The sequence below is a fragment of the Nakamurella flavida genome (assembly GCF_030811475.1).
GTDB lineage: Bacteria > Actinomycetota > Actinomycetes > Mycobacteriales > Nakamurellaceae > Nakamurella > Nakamurella flavida.
The window spans coordinates 373695-394543 of sequence record NZ_JAUSQV010000001.1 but is presented as its reverse complement, the minus strand read 5'-3'; the positions used below and the strand labels follow the sequence as shown (position 1 = coordinate 394543).

Here is a 20849-nt window from a genome sequence, read left to right as displayed (position 1 = left end):
GCTGCAGGTCCCGGTTCGTGAGCCGGCCTGGCGGGCGCTCGCACCTGCAACTGTGGCAGCCCGACGTCCCCGCCATCATGGCACCGCTCCGCCGGGGTGGTCCGGGCGGACGGTGCCGGGCGGATCCGTTCGCGGCCGGATACCGAACGGGAGGTACCTCGGCAGCTCTGCGTCCGCCGGGGCGGAGCTCACGGTGGGTGTCCGGTCTCGACGGGTCGGGGGGTGACCGCCGCCGACCGGCGCATCCGGGGCTCTCCTCTTCGCTCGGCGCTGCTCTGTCGCGTCGGACGGTGGCCACCTCGAGCGAGCCGCCCGGTTCGTCGCTGAGTTCCGGGGGTACATCCTGGAGACGAACCCGACCATCGAGCTGGGCCACCGCGGTGGGTGGTGGAGTGCCGAGCATCCTGGGGCCATGCTCGCGGTGGCCCGCGCGGCAGTACCGATCACGGGGCCGACGGTGACGGAGGGATCGGCTCGCACCCGAAGGCCCGACGGGCTGGGGATCGAGGGAATCAGAACAGGAGACAGGAACCATGATGCCGAGCGAGAACTGTGTGCCGAGACGATGAGCGGAACCGAGGAGCTGCTGGTCGCCGGGGTCGACGTCGGTGGGACGAACATCGAGGTCGGCCTGGTGGGTGACGGGCACGAGGTGCGCGCCCGGGGCAAGGTGGCCACGCCGGACGGGGGCCCGGAGGAGGTCCTCACCGCGATCGCAGATCTCGTGCGGTCGATGGGCGCGGAGCCCGCTGCGGTCGGGGTGGGAATTCCCGGCGTCGTGCACGACGGTCGGGTCCTGACCGTGCCCAACCTGGAGAACTGGCACGAACACGTCGCTGTGGACTCCGAGCTGGCCGATCGCCTGGGAGTCCCGGTCGCCCTGGGCAACGACGCGGACGTGGGACTCCTCGGGGAGTGGTTGGACGGGGCGGCCAAGGGGGCAACCAACGCCCTGGGGGTCTGGATGGGCACCGGCATCGGGGGTGGACTCATTCTCGACGGGCGGCCCTACCACGGTGCCCGCGGCGCAGCGGGCGAGCTGGGCCATGTGATCATCCGCGCGGACGGTGCGCTGTGCAGCTGCGGACGTCGTGGGTGCGTCGAGGCGTACGCCGGTCGGCGATCCATGGCCAGGATCGCGTCTGCGCTGGTGGAAGCCGGTCGGTCGACCAGTCTGTTCGACATCCAGCAGGACGAGGGAAAGCCCCGGCTGACGTCCAAGGTGTGGGCTCGCGCCCTGGACGAGGGGGACGAGATGGCGCACGAACTGATCGACGCCGCCGTCGCCGGCATCGGTCTGGCCGTCGGCTCCTGTCTGAACCTGCTCGATCTCGAGCTGGTGGTGATCGGCGGGGGCCTGGCCGAGAAGTTGGGTCAACCGCTGGCCGACCGGATCGGTTCGGCCACCAGACCCTGGGTGCTGCAGCCGCACCCTGATCTGCAGTTCGTCGTCTCCACACTCGGTGACGACGCGGGGGTCGTCGGAGCAGCGGCACTGGCCCGGGCATCGGTCATCGGACACTGAGGGCGGCTGTCGGCGGGGGGCGGGCCCGCGAGGGCCCGCGCAGGGTTTCCGAGCCGGCTGTCCGCCGGGCCCCACCGCCCGGAGAGGCTGCTCCCCCGGCACCTCCGGATCATCCGGGGAGCAACGATCCGGCGGCCAGTCCGACCACGACCGACGCAGCTGCCGCGACGACCGCGGCACCCGTCGCCCAGGGCCGGCGAACGAGGGCTGTTCCCGGATCGTCGGGTGCTGACCGGAAGACCAGGATCAGCCACCGCAGGTAGTAGAAGAGGCTGATCAGCGTGTTGACCAACAGGATCACCGTCAGCCACGCCGCTCCCCCGGCGGCCGCCGCGGACGCCACGAGCAGCTTCCCGACGAAGATCGCGGTCGGTGGGGTACCCACCAGGCCCAGGAGCGCGATCAGGAGGCACCCGGCCAGCACCGGGCGGGTCCGGGACATTCCGAGGTGATCGGCGAGGGTTCGTCGGGCGGGCTCGGCCGCCACCACCGCGAAAGCCGCCAGGTTCGTGACCGGATAACCGATCAGGTAGAACAGCAGCGCCGGACCACCGGTCGTGAGACCGAGGGCGGCGGCCACGAGGAGATACCCGACCTGGCTGACGGTCGACCACCCCAGCAGCCGACGGGCGTCGGTCTGCGGGTAGGCGGCCAGGTTGCCCCACGTCATCGTCACCACCGCCACCGCGCCGACCAGCACCGTCGGGTGCGCGGCCGCCGGGAGCACGTCCACCACCCTCGCCACGGCGACCACGGCACCGATCTTCGGCACCGTGGTGAGGAAGGCCGCGGCGGTGTGCGACGAGGCCTGGGTGGCGTCCGGCACCCAGAAGTGTCCGGGTACCGCACCGGCCTCGAAGAGCAGACCGACGAGGACGGCGACGGCGCCGAGGATCACCACCGCGGCCGGCGCCTCCGGCAACCGGTCCGTCAGGGCCGAATAGGAGCTGGTGCCGGTGAGACCGGCGAGCAGGACGATCCCGAGCAGCATCACGATGCCTGCGAGGGCGCCGATGAGGTAGGTCTTCAGGGTCGCCTCGGCGCTGAGCCTGTCCCGGGCCAGCCCGATGAGGCCGTAGAGCGGAATCCCGGTGATCAGGAAACCCACCGCCAGGACGAGCAGATCCTGGGTCCCACCCAGGATCATGGAGCCCGTGGCGGCCAGCAGGAGCAAGGTGTAGGTCTCGCTCTCCCGATCGCTCCCGGCCAGCTCGTCCGAGCCGAGCCAGATGACCAGGAGGGTCGCCCCGGCGACGGCGAGGCGGACGATCCCGGTCGTCAGGTCCGTCCGGTAGCTGCCGCCGAACGCAACCTGTTCGGGGCCGGCCAGGGCGACACCGGCGGCCGCCATGCTGCCCGCCAGGGCGACGACAGCCCCGATGCGGGCCATCCACTGCTGGGTCCGACGCAGGAACGACCCCCCGATGAGGCACGCCAGGGCACCGGCGACGAGCACCAGCTCGGGGAGCAGGACAGCGGGACTCAGGGACGTCATGGACCCTCCGGACGCCGGGGGCCGTTCACCGCACGACCGCCCGGACGATGCTGTCCGCGGCGGGGACGACCACGTCCTGCAGCACACCCGGGGCGATCCCGAGAACGAGCGACAGCCCCAGCAGCACCGTGACCGGCAGCATCTCCCGCACCGTCAGATCGGGGAATCCGACCGAGACACCGCGGGTCTCCCCCAGGGTGATCCGCTGCAGTGCGCGCAACCACAGGGCAGCGGTGATGACGATGCCCGGCAACGCCACGGCGACGACCGGGCTCAGGGCGATGGACCCGGCGAAGATCTGGAACTCGGCGACGAATCCGGAGAAGGCAGGCAGCCCGAGCGAGGCGAACGCGCCGACCGCGAGCAGCCCGGTGAACCGCGGGGCCGGCCCGGCGAGGCCGCCGTAGTCCGCCATCCGGTAGGTCTGGGTGCGTTCCCACATCGGTCCCGTGAGGAGGAACAACGCGCCGGTGATCAGACCGTGGCTGACCATCTGGACCACCGCTCCGGTCACCGCAATCTGCCGGGCCTGTTCCTGGTCGGCACCGATCAGTCCGGCGGCCCCGACGGCGATGACGACGTAGCCCATGTGGTTGACCGAGGTGTAGGCGACCATGCGCTTGAAGTCCGCCTGACCCAGGGCGACCATGGCGCCGTAGAGCACCGAGATCACCCCCACGGCCAGGATCACCCAGGCGAACGAACGCCATGCGGCCGGGAGCAGCGGCATCGCGATGCGCAGGAATCCGTAGGTCCCCATCTTGAGCAGGATCCCGGCCAGCACCGCGGACCCGGTGGCCGAGGCCTCGGTGTGCGCCGGGGGCAACCAGGTGTGGAAGGGGATGGTGGGGGTCTTGATGGCCAGTCCGACGAGGACCGCCGCGAGCACCAGCCCGCCGGCGACAGGCCGGTCCTGCAGAGGGGGATCAGCCGCGAGCGCCGCCATGTCGAACGTGTGGGGGGACGAACCTGCGAAGAGCCCGATGAAACCGGCGAGCAGGGCGATGGACCCCACGAAGGTGTACAGGAAGAACTTCAGGGCCGCCCGTGCCGCCCCGGCATGCCCCCATCCGGAGATGAGGAAGTACATGCCGACGATCGACAGGTCGAAGAAGACGAAGAAGACGATCAGGTCCTGTGCGGCGAAGACACCCAGGCAGCTGGTCTGGAGGAAGAGGAACAGCGCTGCCTGCGTTCGGGGGCGCGGTGTGCTGCGCCGCGAGGCGACGGCGCAGGCCGCGAAGACGATCGCCGTCAGGGCGAGCAGGGGAAGGGAGAGCCCGTCGACACCGACGGCGTAGGCGGTGCCGGCGGCGGGGATCCAGTCGACCCGCTCGGCGAAGGCCGCCTGCCCCGTCGGCGGGGTCCGGTAGACGGCCCACAGGACGACGACCAGGCCCACTTCGACGAGGGTGACGGCGACCCACGCATTCCGGGCCACCGACCCGGAGACGGGTGCCACCGCCAGGACCGCCGCGACCAGCAGGGGGAGGAAGACGATGGCGCTGAGCATCAACCCACCACCACCAGGAGACCGGCGCCCAGGACGAGCAGCACGACCATCATCAGCAGGTACTGGTGCACCTGACCGGTCTGCGGGCGCCGGGACAGGGACCCCAGACGGCGGACCGTCCGGGCGGTGGCCTCGACAGAGGCGTCCACGCCCCGCGCGTCGATCACCACGGCCGCCGCGGCAGCGGCCAGGGTGACCCGCACCGTGTCGTGCACACCGCCGTCCACGACGCGGTCGTCCCAGCCCGCCGACGCCCGTCCGGCCCTCATCGATCGGGTCGCCACCGTCATCAGGCCCCTGTCCACCACGTGATCGTCGAATCGGGCGAGCCGAGTGGCTCCGTGCAGGACGGGGACGGTGACAAGGCGGTCGACCACACGCTGCAGACCCCACCAGCCGGCCGCCCAGCGCCACCGCGGCGGCCCCCATCTGACCACCGCTGCCGCGACCACCACCGCGATGACGCCCGAGACGAGCCATTCCGAGAGGCCCGGCGCCGGGCTCCCTCCGGCGTCCAGGGCGCTCCGCACCGCCGAGGCCACCGGCGGCAGGGCGAGGAACACGAGGACGACAGCGGCTGCGGCGAGCACGATCACGGGGATCCGCTCGGCTCGTCCGATGTGTCTGGTACCGGGGCGCTCCTCGTCCCATCCCGCTGCCGGACCCGGCGGCGGTCGTCGCCAGAGGACGACGACGATTCTGGTGGCGTAGACCGCGGCCAGTGCCGCGCCGATCAACCCGACCGTGTAGAGCGGGAGCGACTGCTGCCGTGCTGAGGCCAGCACCGCGTCCTTCGCGGCCCACAGGGCCAGCGGCGGGAGACCGGCCAGGCCGAGCGCGGCCACGCCTGCGGCGATCCCGACGACGGGCCAGCGACGCGCCACTCCCTGCAGTGATGACAGCTGCTTGGTTCCCAGAGCGGACAACCAGGCACCTGCGGCCAGGAAGAGCGCGGCCTTCGTCGCGGCATGGGCGATCAGCTGGCTGATCCCGCCGGACACCGCCCCCAGTCCCGCCGCCATCACCACGAACCCGAGCTGAGCTGCGGTCGATGCGGCCAGCAGCTGTTTCAGATCGCGCTGCGCAACCGCCACCAGACCCATTCCGACGGCGGTCGCGGCGCCCAGCCACGCGGCTGTGTGCGCTGCCCAGCCCGTGGCGTGCAGCAACGGCGCCACGCGCAGGAGCAGATAGCCCCCCATCGCGACCATCGCCGCCGAATGGAGCAGAGCACTGACCGGGCTCGGGCCCTCCATGGCCCGGGACAACCAGAACGAGAAGGGCAGCTGGGCCGCCTTTCCCGCGGCGGCGACCAGGAGGCCGGCCGCGGCGACGTCCCGCCACCCCGGAGTGGCCCCGGGCAGTGCGGCCAGGCCGAGACCGCTCCCGCCGGCCAAGGCTGCGGCCGCCGCCAGGTACAGCCCCAGATCGGCCGCCCGGGTGGTCAGGAAGGCCGTCAGACCGGAGTCCACCCGGGACTCCTCACGCCAGTGGAACCCGATCAGGGCGTAGGAGGCGGCGCCCATGATCTCCCAGCCCACCAACAGGGCGGGCAGCGTCATCGCCGTGGCGGTGATCGCCACCGAGGACGAGAACATCAGCATCAGACCGTGGAACCGCGGCCTCGGCGTGATCCCCTCCCCGGCGGCGAAGACGAGAACCAGGAGGGTCACCGCGGCCACGGTCGGCACCGTGAGGGCGGCGAGCGTGTCGACCCGCGCCTCGAAGGAGGCGCCGGCCACGAACGGATGCCGAACCACCGGACGCGTGATCGCCACGATCACGGCGAGCACCAGTCCGGTGGCGGCGGTGGTCAGCGACACGGCCACGGCAGACCGGTCCCACCGCCGGCCGGCCACGCACAGCAGGGCACCGACCACGGCGGGGAGCCCCAGCAGCGCCCAGAGCGCCACCCCGGCGTTCACCCGGCCAACTCGGTGGCGTCGTCGGTCATGTCGGAGCGGCGGTGGCGGTGCACCAGGGTGGCGACGGCGAACCCCATCGCCATCTCGACCGTCATCGCCGCCAGGATCACCAGCAGGAGCACCTGTCCGGTCGGGGTGGGATTCAGGAACCACCAGAACGCCCCGGCGGCGAGCAGGAGCCCGTTGATCATCAACTCCAGACCCATCATGATCATGACCAGGACCTGCTGGGAGAGCGCACCGTAGAGACCGACACTGAACAGGGCGGCAGCCACCAGCAGCACCGTCTGCAGGGTCATCGCCCACCGCCGTGTCGGGGATGCCCGGATCGAGTGCGCAGATCGTCGCCGAACCGCTGGTAGCGGCCTCGATGCAGGGCCAGCACCAGTCCGGCCACGATGGTCGCCACCATCACCACGCTGACCCCCATCATGACCAGCATGTGGTCGCCCATCAGGTCGCGACCCAGCTCGGTGGTCGGGTCGACCGCGGGCACACCCCGGCGGGACGGCCACGGCACCGCCAGTACCCCGGCCGACAGCAAGACGAACACCGCGACCGAGACGGCGATCGCGAGGCGCTTGTCGTGGACCATGCTCATCGGCATCAGAGCCGGATTCATCCCCATGAACATGACCATGTAGACCGCCATCACGGCCATCTCCATCACCATCATGAGAACGGTCACCGCACCGAGGTAGTCCGACCCGACCAGGACCAGGGTGGCGCCCACCGCCACGAAGGACACCGCCAGGGCGTAGGTGGCGCGCGCCATCGAATCGACGACGAAGACCGTCACGCCCGCGACGACCGCGACGACCGACAGCGACCAGAACAGCACGTCCGTCATGAGTCGCCTCCGCTCGTCCCGACCACGATCGCCACCACCAGGAGCTGCACCAGGGCGGCGGGGAGCAGGACCACCCAGCCGACCTCCAGGAACCGGTCCGGACGGAGCGTGGGGAGGCGGCGGCGCAGGAGGACGAGGGCGGCCAGCACAGCAGCCGTCTTGACCACCACCCACAGCCAGGCCGGCAGCAGCGGGCCGCCGCCGCCGCCGAGGAACATCGGCACCGCGAACGCGGCCCCGGCGACGAGCAGCAGGTAGCGACCCCCGAGAAGCAGCAGCCGGTCCGGTCCCGACGTCTCCACCAGCACGCCACCGGCGAGATCGGCCCCCATCGGCGCGGACAGGGGCCCCCAGACGGCGAACCCCGCCACTCCCAGCAGGTACACCGCGAAGGCCACCGGCATCCAGACGGCGAACCACCAGCCGCCCTGGGCCGCCACGACGCCGGTCAGCCGCAGACTCCCGGCCGCCACCGCCGGCGCGGTCAGCGCGAACATGAGCGGTAGCTCGTAGGCCATCGCGAGCGCCAGGAAGCGGTATCCGCCGATCAGGGCGAAGTCGCTGTTGGGGGCCCAGCCGGCCAACCAGACGACCGCCCAGACGACGACGTCGAGCGCGTTGAACCACACGACACCCACCGGCAGGTCGAGAACGGGACGGTCGCCGATCGGGACCACCGTCAGCATGAGCAGCGCGACCAGCGGGAGCCCCAGGATCCCGACCTGATGCAGGACGGGGTCACGATTCAGGGTGCGGCGACGCCGCTGGACCAGCAGCCGTGCGACCTCCGCCAGCGGGGACGCCGATCCGGACAGCGCCGAACGGCCGGAGGAGCGGGCTCGCAGGGCCCCGTCCAGACCGGCTGCAGCCAGAGCCAGCAGGATCGCCACCACCACCAGGGGCAGCACCCAGATCGGCCCCAGCCCGTCGTCACCCGCGGTGTCAGGCATCACCGGGCACCGTCCGGGCCACGGCGGGGGGCCACGTGCTGGCCACCACGAGTCTCGCAGCAGCCAGATCGTTCCCGGTGAGCAGCTCCGGCAGGGCGGCGGCGGCGGCGCGGCCCGCGTCGACCGGGGGGGCCGATCCACCGCTCAGGGCGGCGGCGGCGGCGTCGAACTGGGCGCACAGACGCGCGAAGACATCCCCGTCCACGCCGGTGGGACCGACGCCCGGACGGACGCCGAGACCGCCCAACGACCACCGCAGCAGGCGTGACCCGCGGACGTCGGCGGCCAGCCGGACGAGGAGGGCAGCTGTCCCGGGTTGCCCGGCGCGGGCCGGGTCCAGGAGGGCGTCCCTCACCCGTACGGCCCGGTCCGCAGCGAGCTGCGCTCCGGCCAACCGGAGGGTGGACGCGGCAGCATCGCACCAGCCGGCCGCACCCTCCGCCGGGTTCACCGCCCCGTCCCATCCTTCCGTGGCTCCTGCCATCAGCTCGACCTGCGCGTCGACCACCAGATCCCCGTGCAGGACACACCGCACGACGAGTCCCGGCGGCCAGTGCCGCAGGCACGGACCGAGCGGCACGTGCACCTCGTCCATCTCCAGTCCGTCGCGGTCACTGCCGCCCGTCGCCAGCGGAATACCCGAGGGCGCCATGTCCATGTCGCCCATGTCCATGGCGCCCGGGTCCATGTCGCCCGGGTCCATGTCGCTGTTCATGTCCGTGTCGTCGCCGTGCGGGTGGCCGTCGGTCCGTTCGTCCGTCACCGGGGCGGGGTCGGCGGCCCGATCCACGGCGTCGCGCATCTGTCGGTCCCGATCCTGGAGATCCTCGGCAAGGCGGTCGAGACCGTCGCTCACCTCATCGGTCCGGGTGAACGTGCCCCGGGCCCGCGGTCCCGGGAGATGACCCCAGAGCCGCTCGAGCACCTCGTCCCACGACCGGTCCGGCGACCCGCAGATCACCAGGGCATCGGCGTCGGCCGGTCCGGAGGCCAACCGCCACCCCCGCTGCCGGGCCGCCTGTTCCACACCCACCCGCACCCGCCAGCCGCCCGGCACCTCCACCGGGAGGACGTGCACCGACCGACGGGCCAGACGGCTGACCGCCGATGTCAGACCCATCGCAGCGCCCCCTCCCGCCGGGCCCAGAGCACAGCGACCATGAGCACACCCAGGAAGGCGAACATCTCGATCACCGCCGAGGTACCGACCTCGCGGACGACCAGTGCCCAGGGATACATGAAGAGCATCTCGACGTCGAAGGCCAGGAACAGGAGCGTGGCCGGGTACCACCGGACGTGGTAACGGGAGAGGGCGTGTTCGGCGGGCGCCCACCCCGACAGGAACGGGGTGGTGCCGGTCGACGGCGCGTCCTGCACGGTCAGCGCGCGGTGGGCCAGACGCAGAGCGAGCACGCCCAGAGCGAAGACCGCGATCACGGTGGGCAGCCCCCACAACGACGTCACCGCCGCCCCCCGGGGCGCCGGCCCTCAGTCACCCTCGCCGCCGCTCCGGAACTTCACCGTCGGAACCCCCACGATCTCGACGGTGGCCGAGGCGATGGCGATGCCGGCGTCGTCCAGACCACGCAGGATGTCCCGGGACATCCGGTCCTTGATCTCCCGGACCCCGCGCACGGGCACGAGGAACCGGAGGGAGAGCTCCAGCCAGTTGTCCGTCAACCGCCAGTACACCGACGGGTCCACCGACGCGTCGGACATGGCGTACCGGGAGCGCATGGACATCAACGACCGCTCGGCGGCCGGATCGTCGACGATGGCGTGTGCCGCCGCTGCGGACATCAGGATCGACTCGACCACGGCCGCCTCGTCCCGGTAGGAGATGGGCAGCACGATCTCCTCCCACAGGTACGGGAAATCGCGGCTGTAGTTGTACACGGGGTCACTGAAGATGGCGCCGTTGGTGACCGTGACCAACCGGCCGGTGTACTGCCGGGAGTTCACCCAGACCGCGGGATCGGCGGCGGCGACCGAGGGCGGTTGTCCCATCTCCATGATGGTCGTGCGCAGGAATCCGAGTTTGACGACGTCACCGCGGACTCCGCCCAGGGTGATCCGGTCGCCGATGGCGAACGTGTCGCCGCGGAGGATGACGAAGAACGCGGCCAACGAGACGATCACCTGCTGGAGGGCGAAGGCCAGGCCCGCACTGATGAGACCGACCCCTGTGGTGATGTCCGTGTCGGGGGTGACCCAGATCGAGATGACCCCGATGACCAGGACCACCGCGACCACCAGTTGGAGCCCCTGCCGCGCCCAGAAGCGCCGCGGGTCGGCGACCTCCCCGCCCAGGACCCGGCGGAGCGCCATCAGGATCAGTTGCCGGACGAGGAGGACCACCCCGAGCAGGACCAGGGTGAAGAGAACCTTCACGCCCGTGGTGACGCTGATACCGACCAGCGTGACCCCGAAGACCTCGACAGGTCCCTGGGTGTCGGGTGCCGAGGAGAGCAGTGTCCAGTCCGAAGCCATCGTCGATCTCCTCGCCATCGGTGGACCGGCGGCCCTTTCGAACCCGCCGGGCGGTGGGCATCCTGGAAACTCCGCCGTGGGCTCATCACTGCCCTTGGGGAGGACCGGTGCCGGCTGCAGGGACGTCTGCGCCGCCGACTCGGGGAGTCCCCCATCCTTCACCGACCCACTCGCGTGTGACGACCCGTGGATCGCCGACCCGGATCCCTCCCGACCGGTGCTCGCGAGGATGGTCCGGACACCCGGGGATCATCAGACCGAGGGATCCGCCCGAGAACGACCGCGCGCGTCCGTCCACTGTCGTGCCCCTGCTGCTGGAGGCTCCGGCGAACCGTACCCCCGGGGATCGCCGCGACTGTGCCGACACGGGAACAGGAACGTTCCGGTGCCGCGGTCCCCGGGCGTCAGCGACCGAAGGGCCACCGTCCCTCGAGAGCGGCGGTGACGGCGCGGGCTTCCCGACCGAGCTCGTCGGTCTCGGTGCGGTCGAAGTCGGCGGAGGCGATCGTCCCGCGCAGGCGATCCAGCTGACGGCTCACCGACCGGCCGTGGTCGGGAGTCCGGGCCGACCACGCGACCTCCCGCAGCAGGGCCATGATGCGGGTCAGCACGGCCGGGTCGGCGGCGCCGTAGCGCCGGGGCTGGGCGACCGCTTCGTCCAGGAGAGAGTCGAAGGTCGGTCGGCGGCGGATGACACGCACCACGCCCTCCTCGTCCCGGTGGACCTGGTCGGACAGGTCCCGACCGGCGATCTCGCACAGCAGGGCCGAGGTGTGACCCAGCGCGTGGATGGCGGTGGTGGGGTCGTTGACACCGGGCGAGAGCGCTTTCGCCGCGACGTCCGTCAACTGCCGCAGACCGAAGGCGAAGTCCTGGGTGTCGGTCCGCTCGACCCCGATGGTCAGGAACCGGCCCACGCACTCCACCAGGTCGTCCGGTACCGAGGTGGTGTCCGAGCCGGACCTCACCCAGCAGCACCCCAGCGGTGTTCCCCGGACGACGAATCCGCCGGGCAGTTGGTCGATGCGGACCAGACCGTCCTGTTCGGTCACCGCATCGGTCAGGCCCTGCATGTCCACCGAGGTCAGAAATCCGGACTGCTGCGCGACCACCAGGGCGGCCCACGGTGGCGGCGACGGCAGATCCTCGGCGGCAGTGTCCCAGGGTTCGGTGAGGAGTCGGCTGACGGTCGAACTGGCGTCGCGATGGACACTGCGCACCATCGTCTCGACCCGGATCTCCCGAGCCAGGTGGGCGAGGAAGAGCACCAGGGTCACCACACTCGCGACGGCCAACGCGAAGGCGAGGGTGACCGACACCTGCGGGACGAACTGCTCCTGCTGTTCATCCGGGCTCCGGACCGTCCGCAGGACGGTCAACGCGTACACGAAGGTGGCCAGGAACAATCCGAGGGTCACGTGCACGAACCGGTCGCGGGTGAACGTCCGCAGAAGGCGGGGTGAGAACTGACCGCTCGCCAACTGGAGGGTGACCACCGTGAGCGAGAAGGTCAGCGACGTCACGGTGATGAGCGAACTGGCGATGGCGTCCAGGACGGTCCGGGCGGCGGACGCCCCACCGCCGAAGAGGTAGGAGGACACCACCTCGGAGAGGTGGTCGTCGATGGCCGTGTCGAGCTGGGGAAGCAGGACACCGGCAACCAGGGCGACCAGGATGGCGAGGACGGGGACCGGCCACAGCTGGGTCCGGAACGCGTCGGCCGCGTCGGCCGCTCGACTGCGCATGCTCATTCGACAGACTCCCTCGCGGGCGCCGATCGCCCGGGTGGCCCACTCTAGGAGGCCGCGGCATGAAGGGTGGACCCGACTCAGGAGCGGTAGCGCAGCGCCCGGGCCTCGACGTCGAACAGGACGTCCTCCGCCGCGGCGGGGCTGACCTCTCCCCGTTGACGGGCCTGCAACACGGCTTCGCGTTCCACCTCGGTCGCCGCGGTCAGCACCTCCCGTAGCCGCGGCCCGGCGTCGGCGCCGCCCATGTCCCCCTCGACCAGATCCTCGACCTGCCGGCGGTAATGCAGCCGGTTCTCGTACTGCTGGACCACCGCGGCCAGGACGTCCGGATCGACGTCCTCGACCCCGCGTAGGTGGTCCAGTGCCGCCTCGGCGACCTCGCGGTGCAGTCGTCGGGTGTCCGAGCGCACATCGACCTCCTCGGCCACGCCGAGACCCTTGACCAGGGGCGTGAGCGTCAACCCCTGGAGGACGAGGGTGACCAGGACGACCAGCAGGGAGACCAGGACGACCTCCTCCCGGGCCGGGAACGGGCCGCCGCCCCGGACGACCTCCGGCAGGGCGAGTGCCGTGGCCACGGTCACCACCCCGCGCATGCCCGCCCAGGAGGCCACCGCCGATTCCCGCCAGCCGTACGGGGTGGCCGACCCGGCCCGTCGTGCCCGTCGACCGACCACTGCCGACGCGGTGAACATCGCTGCGGCCCGCAGGATCACCAGGACCGCGATCACCGCCCCGGCCACCTTCAGCGTCTGCATGTCGTCCAGCAGGGCTGTGCTCCCGAGCACGTCGGTGAGTTCCAGCCCCAGGAAGGCGAACAGGAGCCCGCTCAGGGCGAACTCGACGTACTGCCACACCGAGCGGCCCAACACCCAGCCTGCCGACGTCACCTCTCGGGAGAGCTTCACCCGCAGGAACAATCCGGCCACCAGAACCGCCAGCACACCCGAGGCACCCACGGCCTCGGCCAGCAGGTACAGACCGAAGGGGACGGCCAGGGTCACGGTGGTCTCGGTCGCCGCGTCGTGCAGCAGGCCCAGGGCCCGGCGGGTCAACCATCCCCCGGCCAGACCGAGGAGGGCACCGCCGACCACGGCGACGACCAGCCCGAGGCCGATCTGGCCGACGGTCACCCCACCCACGAGCACGGCGGTCACCGACAACTGGTAGATGACCAGTGCCGTCGCGTCGTTGAACTGTCCTTCCCCCTCCAGGAGGGTGACCAACCGCTGCGGCAGGTGCACTCTGCTGGCGACCGCACTGGCGGCGACCGGGTCCGGCGGTGAGACCACCGCGCCCAGCACCGCGGCGACCGCCCAGGGCAGCCCGAGTGCGTGGCCGACCACCGCCACCACCGTCGCCGTGAGCAGGGTGAGCCCGACGGCCAGTCCCAGGATCGGCCGCACCGCCGCCCGCAGTTCCCGGACCGACGTGCTCTGCGTCGCGGCGAAGAGCAGTGGCGGCAGGACCAGCGGCAGGATCAACTCGGGATTCAGCTCGGGTGCCGGGACGAAGGGGAGAACACCCAGCACCAACCCGTAGACGGTCAGCAGGACCGGCTGTGGCACGCCTACCCGGTCGGCGACCGGGGTCAGGACCACCACGCCGAGCACGAGGAGCCCCAACAGGGCGACGGCATTCATCCGTTCATCCTGCGGTGTCCGGAGCAGCACACGGGCAGGGGGGCGTCGGCATCTGTCACGGGCGGGAATGGGTTCACCTGGGACAGGTTCCCCGATGTCGACCGGTCATGTCGGGCCGGGACGGACGACACAGGGGCCCGGAAGACCCGGCGTCCCGCAACAGGAAAACGGCGGCGACCCCACGTGGGGTCGCCGCCGTGATCAGGACGGTCCGGTGGCCCGGGGCCGCACGGCCCCGGGCCACCGATGGGTCAGGAAACGTCCGCGTCCACCTCGGACCGCTTGTGCGACGCGTAGACAGCCGCGCCGGCCAGCCCGAGGACGGCAGCGCCGCCGACGGCCAGCAGGCCCGAGTTGTCCGACGTGGTCGTCCCGCCGCCACCGGTGGCCATGCCGCCGGCGGGAACGGTGGAGACCTGCGTCAGGAACGGGGTCACCGCGGCCAGCACGGTGGCCTTGTCGATCGGCGTCTCGTACGCACCCTTGTAGACCCCACCCTCAGCAGGCAGACCCAACAACACCGCGACGACCGCGGCATGCCGCGCCTCGACCCCGAAGATCCCCGCCGCAGCCTGCAGGATCGCCTTGTCCTTGATGAACCCGGCCGCCCCCAGATACGCACCCACACCCACGTTCTCGAACGTCACCGACGTCGTCAGATACGAGGTCCGGGAATCGAACGCCCCGCCGAAGTCCACACCCGGAGCCGACACCGGCGTCCCGCCCAGAGACTTGATGGTGTCCGTCAACGCCGTGACGTGGTACTCCTCATCAGCCTGGATCTGCTTGAGGTAATCGGCCTCCACACCCGAGACCAGACCGGCCTTGTTGCCCTGCACGTAGAACGCCGCCTCCAGGTACTCCAGCGTCAACGCGTAGTTCAGGACATCGATGTCGGTCGCGAAATCACCCGGCGCCGCGTAGGCCCACCGGTTGTTCAACGCCCCCAGCGCCACCGACGCCGGAACCGACGCCATCTCGCCCCGCACGAACTCTGCACGCTTGCTCATGATGATCTTCTCTCCCGCTCAGGCGATCAGCGGCTTGACGGCGGCCAGAACGGTGTCCATCGAGGCGTTCTTCTCGATCGGGTTCGGGAACGGGTTCGTCCCCAACAGCGAAGCGACCACCGCGGCATGCCGCGACTCCACCCCCGCGATCGACGCCGCCGCAGCCAACACCTCCAGCGACTGGATCAACGGCACCTGCCCGTGATACGCCGTCACACCCAGCTCCTCGAACGCCGACGCGTTCTTCAGGAACGAGTCCCGCGAGTCGAACGTGCCCGCCGGATACGTGATCTTCGGAGCCGCCACCGGCGTCCCCCCGAACGAGGTCACCGCCGCGGTCACCGCAGCCACGTGCTGCTTCTCGTGATCACCGATCGGCGTCACCAACTCCAACTCCCGATCCGTGAGCAGACCCGCCTGCAGACCCATCGCATAGAAATCGGCCTCCAGGTACTCCAGAGTCAACGCGTAGTTCAGGATGTCCACATCCGTGGCCGCCAGACCCGCCTCACGACGCGCCTTGGTCACCGCACCTGCAGACGGGGCGCCGAGCAGACCACCGGCCACGAAACCGGCACCCACCCCCACCATCCCCGCGTACTTCAGGAAACTCCGACGCTGCAGACCAGTGCTGAACTCCAGCACCGGCTTACCGCCGAAGATCGTGTTGTCAGCCATCCGACCCATCCCTTCCCGGGGGTCTGGCACAGCTGCGACGAGGAGCCAACCAAAGATCTGGCGAGGTCGACGGTGCAGCCCTGCACGAATCACTCGACGCCGCCCTTATACGACGTAGAGTAACCATCACGGACAGTACGCGTTCCCTCACAGAAGTCCAGGGTTTCGGCAGACTTTCTTCGCGCCGATACCTGCTGCGCGCCAGGCCATCCCCCCCTGGGCCCCTGGTCACTCATCCGGGGCAGGAAGTGTCGGCTTGGGAATGTCCTCCCACAGACAGCGACGTCCCCGGCCCTGAGACAGGACCGGGGACGCGACAGAGGGTGACGGGCTCACCGGGAACCCTCGAGATGGACCCGTCAGATGTTGAAGCCCAGGGCGCGCATCTGCTCGCGGCCGTCGTCGGTGATCTTCTCCGGGCCCCACGGCGGCAGCCAGACCCAGTTGATCCGGAAGTCCGACACCAGCCCGCCGTCGGGGCCGCCGGTCAGTGCGGCCGAGACCTGCTCCTCGATCATCTCGGTCAGCGGACAGGCGGCACTCGTCAACGTCATGTCGACGGTGGCCATCGGCCCCTGCGGGCCGGGGTCGACGGACAGGTCGTAGACCAGACCCAGATCGACGATGTTGATCCCGAGCTCGGGATCGACGACGTCCTTCAGGGCCTCCTCCAGATCGGCCAGCGCGGGCATGGCGACCGGGGCACCGGCCGGCACGGCACTCCCGAGCTGCGCGTCGAGCGCGGCGGCGCTGCGCGCCGCACGGTCATCGGTGTCCAGCCCGGCGTGCCCGGCCTGGTCGTGACCCGGGTGGTCGTGACCCGCGTGGTCGTGGCCAGCGTGGTCGTGATCGGAGTGGTCGTGGTGACCGGTGGGATCGATCGGCGGCCCGACCTGGGTGGGTCGGGCGGTGTCGGCGATGTCGGTCATCGGGACGCTCCTTCGGTCTGGTGGACGGGCTCGTTGTTGTGTCCGGCGGTGGTCTGGCCGTCGGTGACCTGGGCGGCGGCGTCCTTGAACGCCATCCAGCCCAGCAGTGCGCACTTGACGCGGGCCGGGTACTTGGCGACACCGGCGAAGGCGATGCCGTCCCCGAGGACCTCCTCGTCGCCCTGCACGGTGCCGCGGCTGGTGACCATGGTCGTGAAGTCACCCAGGACGCCGAGCACCTCCCCCAACGGTCGGCCGATGACCAGATCGGTCATCACCGAGGTGGAGGCCTGGGAGATGGAGCAGCCCATGGCGTCCCACGACACGTCGGCGACCACGGCGTCGGTGCCCGTCCCGCTGAGCTCGACGCGCAGGGTGATCTCGTCACCACAGGTCGGGTTGACGTGGTGCACCTGCGCGCCGTACGGCTCACGCAGCCCGTTGTGATGGGGCGTGCGGTAGTGGTCCAGAATGATCTCCTGGTAGAGCTGCTCCATCTGCATGTCAGTGCCTCCGACCGAAGAAGTCCTGGCTGCGGCGGACGGCGGTGAGCAGCACGTCCACCTCGTCCGGGGTGTTGTACAGCGCGAACGAGGCCCGCACGGACGCGGCGACGCCGAACCGGCGGTGCAACGGCCAGGCGCAGTGGTGCCCCACCCGGATCTGCACCCCCTCGTCGTCCAGCACCTGACCGACGTCGTGCGCGTGGATGCCGTCGACCGCGAAGGAGACGGCGCCACCGCGGTCGCTGACCGTGTCCGGGCCGAGGATCCGGACACCGGGGATGGCGGCGAGACCCTGCAGGGCCAACCCGGTGAGCTCCTCCTCGTGGGCGGCGACGACGTCCATGCCGATGCCGGTGAGGTAGTCCACCGCCGCGCCGAGACCGACGGCCTGCGAGGTCATCGGCACGCCGGCCTCGAACCGGGCCGGCGGTTCGGCGTAGGTGCTGTGGTCCATGAACACCTGGCTGATCATCGATCCGCCGGTGAGGAACGGGGGCATCTGCTCGAGCAGCTCGTACCGCCCGTACAGGGCGCCGATGCCGCTGGGGCCCAGCATCTTGTGCCCGGAGAACGCCGCGAAGTCGACGCCGAGCTCGCGGACGTCGACGATCTGGTGCGGCACCGACTGGCAGGCGTCCAGCACGGTGAGCGCGCCGACCTTCTGGGCCGCGGCCACCAGCACGTGCACCGGGTTGACCGTGCCGAGCACGTTCGACTGGTGGGTGAAGGCCACCACGCGGGTGCGCGGGGTGATGATCTCGTCGAGGTTCGACAGGTCGAGGCGGAAGTCCTCGGTGACGCCGAACCACTTGAGCGTGGCGCCGGTGCGGCGGCACAGCTCCTGCCACGGCACGAGGTTGGCGTGGTGCTCCATCTCGGTCACCACGACCTCGTCGCCGGGGCCCAGCGCGAACCGGGACCGGGCGGGATCGCCGCTGTCCAGGTACCCGGCGTTGCCGAGGGAGTAGGCGACCAGGTTGATGGCCTCCGTCGCGTTCTTGGTGAACACGATCTCCTCGGGCCGGCCGGCCCCCACGAACGCCGCGACCTTCGCCCGGGCGCCCTCGTAGAAGTCGGTGGCCTCCTCGGCGAGCTGGTGTGCGCCGCGGTGCACGGCGGCGTTGCTCGTGGTGACGAATTCCTGCTCCGCGTCGATCACCGTGATCGGCCGCTGGGAGGTCGCCCCGGAATCCAGGTACACCAACGGCCTCCCGTCCCGGACGGTGCGTTCCAGGATCGGGAAGTCGGCGCGCACCGCGGCCAGGGCGAGGCCGGTCAAGCCCCGCCCGGTGGCCGGGTGCGGGGAAGTGCCGGACGCGGTGTCCGGACCACCGATGACGGTGGTCATGACGCGGCGCCGGCTCCCACCCCGGTGAACCGCACGTACCCGGTGCTCTCGAGCTCGTCGGCCAGCTCGGGGCCCCCGGACTCGACGACCCGACCGGAGACGAAGACGTGTACGTGGTCGGGCTTGATGTACCGCAGGATGCGCGTGTAGTGGGTGATCAGCAGGACGCCGACACCCTCACCGGCGGCGGCCGACTGCTCCTTGAAGCGGTTCACCCCGTCGGAGACGATGCGCAGAGCGTCGACATCCAGGCCGGAGTCGGTCTCGTCCAGCACGGCGATCTTCGGCTTGAGCAGGGCCATCTGCAGGATCTCGTGACGCTTCTTCTCGCCGCCGGAGAAGCCCTCGTTGACCGAGCGCTCGGAGAACACCGGGTCGATCTCCAGGTCGAGCATCGACTGCTTGACCTCCTTGACCCAGGTGCGGATGGGCGGTGCCTCGCCACGGACCGCGGTGGCCGCGGTACGCAGGAAGTTCGAGGTCGAGACGCCGGGGACCTCCACCGGGTACTGCATGGCCAGGAACACCCCGGCGCGGGCGCGCTCGTCGACCGTCATGGCCAGCACGTCCTCACCGTCCAGGGTGACGGTGCCGGACGTGACGACGTACTTGGGGTGCCCGGCCAGCGAGTACGCCAGGGTGGACTTGCCGGAGCCGTTCGGGCCCATGATCGCGTGGGTCTCCCCGGACGCGATGGTCAGGTCGACCCCGCGCAGGATCTCCTTCGGGCCGTCCTCGGTCACGACGCTGACGTGCAGGTCGCGGATCTCCAGTGTTGCCATGCTTTGACTCCAATATGTGGGACGGAAGGTGGTGCGGTGCAGGGGGCCCGGGGCCGTGCCGGCGGGCCGGGCGGCCTAGTAGCCGCCGACGGCCAGTTCGCGCTCGATGGTCTCGCTGGCCCGCTCGACCACGGACGGCACGCCGATCTTCTGCAGGACCTCGCCGAAGAAGCCGCGGACGACCAACCGACGGGCCACGTCCGACGGGATGCCGCGGGACAGCAGGTAGAACAGCTGCTCGTCGTCGAACCGGCCGGTCGCGCTGGCGTGACCGGCGCCGACGATCTCGCCGGTCTCGATCTCCAGGTTCGGCACCGAGTCGGCGCGGGCGCCCTCGGTGAGCAACAGGTTGCGGTTCATCTCGTAGGTGTCGGTGCCCTCGGCGGTGCGCCGGATGAGCACGTCACCGATCCAGACCGTGTGCGCACCCTTGCCCTGCAGCGCGCCCTTGTAGAGGACGTTGGACTTGCAGTGCGGGGCGGTGTGGTCGACGAACAGCCGGTGCTCGAGGTGCTGGCCGGTGTCGGCGAAGTACAGCCCGAGGAACTCCAGGTCACCACCCGGTCCGGCGTAGTCCACCGAGGTCAGCGCGCGGGACAGATCGGACCCGAAGGAGAGCGCCACGTGCTTGATGGTGGCGTCGCGACCGAGCCGGACGTGGTGGTGGGTCAGGTGCACCGCGTCGGCGGCCCACTCCCCCAGCGCAGCCACGGTCACCTGCGCGCCGTCGCCGACGACGATCTCGACGACGTCGGTCAGCGTGGTGCTGCCCTGCTGGATGAGGACGATGTCCGCCTTCGCGTGGTTGCCCACCTCGATGACGGTCCAGCCGGCCGTGGCCTCGCCGCCGGCCTGCCCGGTCAGGGTGACCTCGACGGGCCCGGAGACCTGTGCGTCGGCCGGCACCTGCACGAGCAGGGTGCGCGCGGCCTCGTGCCAGGCCCGCGCCGCGGGCCGGTCGGTGGGCAGGTAGCCGGACCGGCCGCGGGCCGCACGGGCCTCGTCCCCGGACAGCTCGGCCACGTGCACGCCCTCGGGGGCCGACCAGGTGGCGGTCAGCGGATCACCGGTCAGCGGGGCGTCGTCGTGCAGGCCTCGCAGGCGACGCAGCGGGGTGAACCGCCACATCTCCTCGCGACCGGACGGCACCGGGTGGTCGGCCAGATCGGCCGAGCCCACCGGGTGCAGGAACGGCGCGCCGCCGGTGACGGGCACGGTGACCCCGCCGACGTGCGTGTGCGCACCGGCGTCCGGCGCCGGGTCGGCGCTCGGACCGACGGAGGCGACCGTGGTCAACCCCTCCGGCGTGGTCAGGCCGTCCGGGGCCGGCCCGTCGACCGGGAACGCGTCACCCTCGTCGATCGGGTCGACGACGTCCGTGGCCTCCGTGTGGGGGGTGGTCACGTGGGCCGGGACGGCGAGCGTGTTCGTGTCATCGGTGCTCGTGGTCATGC

General features: G+C 70.9%; 19 protein-coding genes. 1 reads left to right on the top strand and 18 read right to left on the bottom strand.

Annotation, left to right across the window (positions count from 1 at the left end):
- Positions 1 to 565 precede the first annotated feature (565 nt).
- On the top strand, positions 566 to 1525 hold the full coding sequence (locus J2S58_RS01725) for an ROK family protein (protein WP_205255289.1): 960 nt from the start codon (positions 566 to 568) through the stop codon (positions 1523 to 1525).
- A gap of 109 nt (positions 1526 to 1634) precedes the next feature.
- Here the strand turns inward: J2S58_RS01725 and J2S58_RS01720 are convergent, their stop codons facing one another.
- From J2S58_RS01720 to sufD, 18 genes are all read right to left on the bottom strand, one after another.
- The gene (locus J2S58_RS01720; RefSeq protein WP_205255288.1) at positions 1635 to 3020 is read right to left on the bottom strand and encodes an NADH-quinone oxidoreductase subunit N; all 1386 of its coding nucleotides are present in this window, start codon (positions 3018 to 3020) and stop codon (positions 1635 to 1637) included.
- 25 nt (positions 3021 to 3045) lie between these two features.
- On the bottom strand, positions 3046 to 4533 hold the full coding sequence (locus J2S58_RS01715; RefSeq protein ID WP_205255287.1) for a complex I subunit 4 family protein: 1488 nt from the start codon (positions 4531 to 4533) through the stop codon (positions 3046 to 3048).
- Positions 4533 to 6458: a proton-conducting transporter transmembrane domain-containing protein gene (locus J2S58_RS01710; protein WP_205255286.1), complete on the bottom strand. Its 1926-nt coding sequence runs from the start codon at positions 6456 to 6458 to the stop codon at positions 4533 to 4535. The genes J2S58_RS01715 and J2S58_RS01710 overlap by 1 nt, the downstream gene beginning before the upstream one ends.
- On the bottom strand, positions 6455 to 6757 hold the full coding sequence (locus J2S58_RS01705) for an NADH-quinone oxidoreductase subunit NuoK (RefSeq protein ID WP_205255285.1): 303 nt from the start codon (positions 6755 to 6757) through the stop codon (positions 6455 to 6457). The genes J2S58_RS01710 and J2S58_RS01705 overlap by 4 nt, the downstream gene beginning before the upstream one ends.
- Positions 6754 to 7308 (bottom strand): NADH-quinone oxidoreductase subunit J, encoded by a 555-nt coding sequence (locus J2S58_RS01700; RefSeq protein ID WP_205255284.1) that lies wholly within the window; start codon positions 7306 to 7308, stop codon positions 6754 to 6756. Before J2S58_RS01700 ends, J2S58_RS01705 begins: the two co-directional genes overlap by 4 nt.
- Positions 7305 to 8258: an NADH-quinone oxidoreductase subunit H gene (locus tag J2S58_RS01695; protein WP_205255283.1), complete on the bottom strand. Its 954-nt coding sequence runs from the start codon at positions 8256 to 8258 to the stop codon at positions 7305 to 7307. Before J2S58_RS01695 ends, J2S58_RS01700 begins: the two co-directional genes overlap by 4 nt.
- Positions 8251 to 9378: a hypothetical protein gene (locus J2S58_RS01690; RefSeq protein ID WP_205255282.1), complete on the bottom strand. Its 1128-nt coding sequence runs from the start codon at positions 9376 to 9378 to the stop codon at positions 8251 to 8253. Before J2S58_RS01690 ends, J2S58_RS01695 begins: the two co-directional genes overlap by 8 nt.
- Positions 9369 to 9692: an NADH-quinone oxidoreductase subunit A gene (locus J2S58_RS01685; protein ID WP_344469972.1), complete on the bottom strand. Its 324-nt coding sequence runs from the start codon at positions 9690 to 9692 to the stop codon at positions 9369 to 9371. Before J2S58_RS01685 ends, J2S58_RS01690 begins: the two co-directional genes overlap by 10 nt.
- 54 nt (positions 9693 to 9746) lie before the next feature.
- On the bottom strand, positions 9747 to 10748 hold the full coding sequence (locus J2S58_RS01680) for a mechanosensitive ion channel family protein (protein WP_205255280.1): 1002 nt from the start codon (positions 10746 to 10748) through the stop codon (positions 9747 to 9749).
- Between the two features lie 404 nt (positions 10749 to 11152).
- Complete coding sequence (locus tag J2S58_RS01675) at positions 11153 to 12499, bottom strand: DUF2254 domain-containing protein (protein ID WP_205255279.1); 1347 nt, start codon at positions 12497 to 12499, stop codon at positions 11153 to 11155.
- A 77-nt stretch (positions 12500 to 12576) separates the two neighbouring features.
- Positions 12577 to 14142: a Na+/H+ antiporter gene (locus J2S58_RS01670; RefSeq protein ID WP_205255278.1), complete on the bottom strand. Its 1566-nt coding sequence runs from the start codon at positions 14140 to 14142 to the stop codon at positions 12577 to 12579.
- 251 nt (positions 14143 to 14393) lie between these two features.
- Positions 14394 to 15152 carry a ferritin-like domain-containing protein gene (locus J2S58_RS01665; RefSeq protein WP_205255277.1) on the bottom strand — a complete coding sequence of 253 codons (759 nt, stop codon included), beginning with the start codon at positions 15150 to 15152 and terminating at the stop codon, positions 14394 to 14396.
- 18 nt (positions 15153 to 15170) lie between these two features.
- Positions 15171 to 15830, bottom strand: coding sequence for a ferritin-like domain-containing protein (locus J2S58_RS01660; RefSeq protein WP_205255276.1), 660 nt, complete (start codon positions 15828 to 15830; stop codon positions 15171 to 15173).
- Between the two features lie 359 nt (positions 15831 to 16189).
- Entirely contained in the window at positions 16190 to 16609 is a 420-nt protein-coding gene (locus tag J2S58_RS01655) for a metal-sulfur cluster assembly factor (protein WP_370881847.1), read from the bottom strand.
- Positions 16610 to 16755: 146 nt separating this feature from the next.
- Positions 16756 to 17262, bottom strand: coding sequence for a Fe-S cluster assembly sulfur transfer protein SufU (gene sufU, locus J2S58_RS01650; protein ID WP_205255275.1), 507 nt, complete (start codon positions 17260 to 17262; stop codon positions 16756 to 16758).
- A 1-nt stretch (position 17263) separates the two neighbouring features.
- Complete coding sequence (locus tag J2S58_RS01645; protein WP_205255274.1) at positions 17264 to 18613, bottom strand: cysteine desulfurase; 1350 nt, start codon at positions 18611 to 18613, stop codon at positions 17264 to 17266.
- The gene (gene sufC, locus J2S58_RS01640; protein WP_205255273.1) at positions 18610 to 19395 is read right to left on the bottom strand and encodes a Fe-S cluster assembly ATPase SufC; all 786 of its coding nucleotides are present in this window, start codon (positions 19393 to 19395) and stop codon (positions 18610 to 18612) included. Before sufC ends, J2S58_RS01645 begins: the two co-directional genes overlap by 4 nt.
- Before the next feature lie 75 nt (positions 19396 to 19470).
- Positions 19471 to 20847 (bottom strand): Fe-S cluster assembly protein SufD, encoded by a 1377-nt coding sequence (gene sufD / locus J2S58_RS01635; protein WP_205255272.1) that lies wholly within the window; start codon positions 20845 to 20847, stop codon positions 19471 to 19473.
- Positions 20848 to 20849: the final 2 nt, after the last annotated feature.

Bases quoted from the DNA above. Each gene is read 5' to 3' on its own strand.
- J2S58_RS01725 (WP_205255289.1), top strand. From the start codon at position 566: ATGAGCGGAACCGAGGAGCTGCTGGTCGCCGGGGTCGACGTCGGTGGG.
- J2S58_RS01720 (WP_205255288.1), bottom strand. From the start codon at position 3,020: ATGACGTCCCTGAGTCCCGCTGTCCTGCTCCCCGAGCTGGTGCTCGTC.
- J2S58_RS01715 (WP_205255287.1), bottom strand. From the start codon at position 4,533: ATGCTCAGCGCCATCGTCTTCCTCCCCCTGCTGGTCGCGGCGGTCCTG.
- J2S58_RS01705 (WP_205255285.1), bottom strand. From the start codon at position 6,757: ATGACCCTGCAGACGGTGCTGCTGGTGGCTGCCGCCCTGTTCAGTGTC.
- J2S58_RS01700 (WP_205255284.1), bottom strand. From the start codon at position 7,308: ATGACGGACGTGCTGTTCTGGTCGCTGTCGGTCGTCGCGGTCGTCGCG.
- J2S58_RS01695 (WP_205255283.1), bottom strand. From the start codon at position 8,258: ATGCCTGACACCGCGGGTGACGACGGGCTGGGGCCGATCTGGGTGCTG.
- J2S58_RS01690 (WP_205255282.1), bottom strand. From the start codon at position 9,378: ATGGGTCTGACATCGGCGGTCAGCCGTCTGGCCCGTCGGTCGGTGCAC.
- J2S58_RS01680 (WP_205255280.1), bottom strand. From the start codon at position 10,748: ATGGCTTCGGACTGGACACTGCTCTCCTCGGCACCCGACACCCAGGGA.
- J2S58_RS01675 (WP_205255279.1), bottom strand. From the start codon at position 12,499: ATGAGCATGCGCAGTCGAGCGGCCGACGCGGCCGACGCGTTCCGGACC.
- J2S58_RS01670 (WP_205255278.1), bottom strand. From the start codon at position 14,142: ATGAATGCCGTCGCCCTGTTGGGGCTCCTCGTGCTCGGCGTGGTGGTC.
- J2S58_RS01665 (WP_205255277.1), bottom strand. From the start codon at position 15,152: ATGAGCAAGCGTGCAGAGTTCGTGCGGGGCGAGATGGCGTCGGTTCCG.
- J2S58_RS01660 (WP_205255276.1), bottom strand. From the start codon at position 15,830: ATGGCTGACAACACGATCTTCGGCGGTAAGCCGGTGCTGGAGTTCAGC.
- sufU (WP_205255275.1), bottom strand. From the start codon at position 17,262: ATGCAGATGGAGCAGCTCTACCAGGAGATCATTCTGGACCACTACCGC.
- J2S58_RS01645 (WP_205255274.1), bottom strand. From the start codon at position 18,613: ATGACCACCGTCATCGGTGGTCCGGACACCGCGTCCGGCACTTCCCCG.
- sufC (WP_205255273.1), bottom strand. From the start codon at position 19,395: ATGGCAACACTGGAGATCCGCGACCTGCACGTCAGCGTCGTGACCGAG.
- sufD (WP_205255272.1), bottom strand. From the start codon at position 20,847: ATGACCACGAGCACCGATGACACGAACACGCTCGCCGTCCCGGCCCAC.